Source organism: Caulobacter sp. P1_B12_2, from assembly GCF_056406675.1.
In genome coordinates, this window is the sequence record NZ_JBFTZS010000618.1 from 1 (window position 1) to 2,074 (window position 2,074).

2 protein-coding genes are annotated in these 2,074 nt (G+C 70.1%); both read right to left on the reverse strand.

The window, feature by feature from the left end; genetic code table 11:
• Positions 1 to 87 precede the first annotated feature (87 nt).
• Positions 88 to 834 carry an ABC transporter ATP-binding protein gene (locus tag AC1DZ6_RS24095; protein WP_477099630.1) on the reverse strand — a complete coding sequence of 249 codons (747 nt, stop codon included), beginning with the start codon at positions 832 to 834 and terminating at the stop codon, positions 88 to 90.
• Positions 835 to 958: 124 nt separating this feature from the next.
• Complete coding sequence (locus AC1DZ6_RS24100; RefSeq protein WP_477099631.1) at positions 959 to 1,939, reverse strand: ABC transporter substrate-binding protein; 981 nt, start codon at positions 1,937 to 1,939, stop codon at positions 959 to 961.
• Positions 1,940 to 2,074 lie beyond the last annotated feature (135 nt).

The window sequence follows — 2,074 nt, forward strand, 5'->3', positions numbered from 1 at the left end:
CAGGAGGACAGGAGGAGGGGGGCGAGGACGCGGGTCATGCGCAATAGACCCTCCCCCTGCGGGTGAGGGCTTTGTTGGACAGGGCGCTCACGCCGCTGCTCCCACGCCGGCCGCCAGCAATCGCGACACCGCCTCGGCGGTCTCGCGGAACGCCGCCGTCGTGCGGAAGCCCGGCGGACGGACCACCGGGCCCTCGACCGTTACCTCGCCGGCGATGCGGCCTGGTCCGGCGCTCATCACGACGACGCGCTCCGCCATGTAGACGGCCTCCTCGACACTGTGGGTGACGAAGACCACGGCCGGGGCCAGTTCGGCCGCCAGGGTCAGGACGTCGTCGGCCAGGGCGCGGCGGGTGATCTCGTCCAGGGCCGCGAACGGCTCGTCCAGCAGCAGCAGGCGAGGGCGGGTGACCAAGGCGCGGGCCAGGGCGGCGCGCATGGCCATGCCGCCCGACAGCTGGGCGGGGCGGGCGTTCTCGACGCCCTTCAGCCCGACCTTGGCGAGGGCCTGGACCGCCTGGGCGCGGGCCTGGACCTTGGACGTTCCGGCCAATTCCAGCGGCAGGGCGACATTGGCCGCCGCGCTCATCCATGGGGCCAGGGTGGGGGCCTGGAAGACCACCGAGGTCTCGCCCCTGCCGGCGGCCCGGGTGACCGTTCCGCGCGTCGGCGGCTCCAGTCCGGCCAGCAACCGCAGCGCCGTGGACTTGCCGCAGCCGGACGGCCCGACCAGGGCGACGATCTCGCCAGGACTCAGCGCCAGGTCGACGGGGCCCAGGGCGCGGCCGCGACCGGGATAGTCGACCTCGACCTGATTGAGCGCGGCGATACTCAAAGGTTGTCATCCCGGACGAGCGCGCAGCGTGAAGATCCGGGACCGACGCCTGAGCGCCGCGCTTCCGGCGGTCCCGGATCTGCGCTTCGCTTGTCCGGGATGACAGCGTCTATGCGGGCGATGGTCACTTCGGCAGGAAGTCCAGCGTGTAGGCGCTCTTGTAGTCCATGTCCTTGGGGTAGACGCCCTGCTCGGACGCCACCTTGAAGAACTCGGCCCAGCGGGCGTCGTCCATCTTGCCCACGCCCTGGCGCGAGACGATGCCGTACGAGCGCATCTTCTCGCGGGCCTGGTCGAGGACGTCCTGGGTCATTTCCGGGTTGTCCTTGAGGATCGCCGCGTCGCCCGGCTTGGGGTCGCCGTAGAGGTACGACGTCCAGCCTGCCGCGGTGGCCTCGACGAAGGCCTTCACCGCCGCCGGGTTCTTGGCGATCAAGGCGTCGGGGACCAGGGCGAACGAGGCGTAGGCGGGATAGCCGTCGTCGGCCAGCAGGAAGACCTTCGGGGTGATCTTGCCCTCCTTCTGGATCAGGTAGGGCTCGGAGGTGGCGTAGCCCTGCTGGACCACCGACTTGTCGGCCAGGAACGGGGCGGCCGAGTAATTGTACTTGCGCACCTGGGCGTCGGTGAAGCCGTGCTTGGCCTTCAGCCACACCCAGAAGGCGGTGATCGAGGCGTCCGACAGCAGGATCGGATGGCCCTTCATGTCGGCGATCGAATTGATGCCCTGGCCGTCGTGGGCGATCAGCACCTGGGGGTCCTTGTCCATGAAGGCGGCGACGGCTTTGACCGGCACCTTCTCCTTGGCCAGGTTCAGGACGATGAAGCTGTTGGAGCCGACGCCGACATCGACCGCGCCGGTGGCCAGCAGCTGGGGCACGTTCACGCCGGGACCACCCTGGATCAGGGTGACGTCCAGGCCGCGCTTGGCGTACTCGCCCGTGGCCACGGCCTGATAGTAGCCGCCCAGCTCGGCCTCGCCCTTCCAGTCGGTGGCCAGCTTCAGGGCGGTGCGGCCAGGAGCCTCGGTGTTTTCCTTTTTGGCCGGCGAACAGGCGGCCAGGGCGGCGCAGAGCACGAGGGCGGCCAGGCGCAGGATCTTCATCGTCGTCTCCCCGAATTGCGGGGGAAGGTTAGTGGGGGAGGCGGGGAGAGGGAAGCCCGTTCAGGGTGGTGGCTCACCCCCTTGCCCCCACCTGGCGGCTTCGCCGCCTGTCCGCCCCCAAGGGGGCGGAGGACG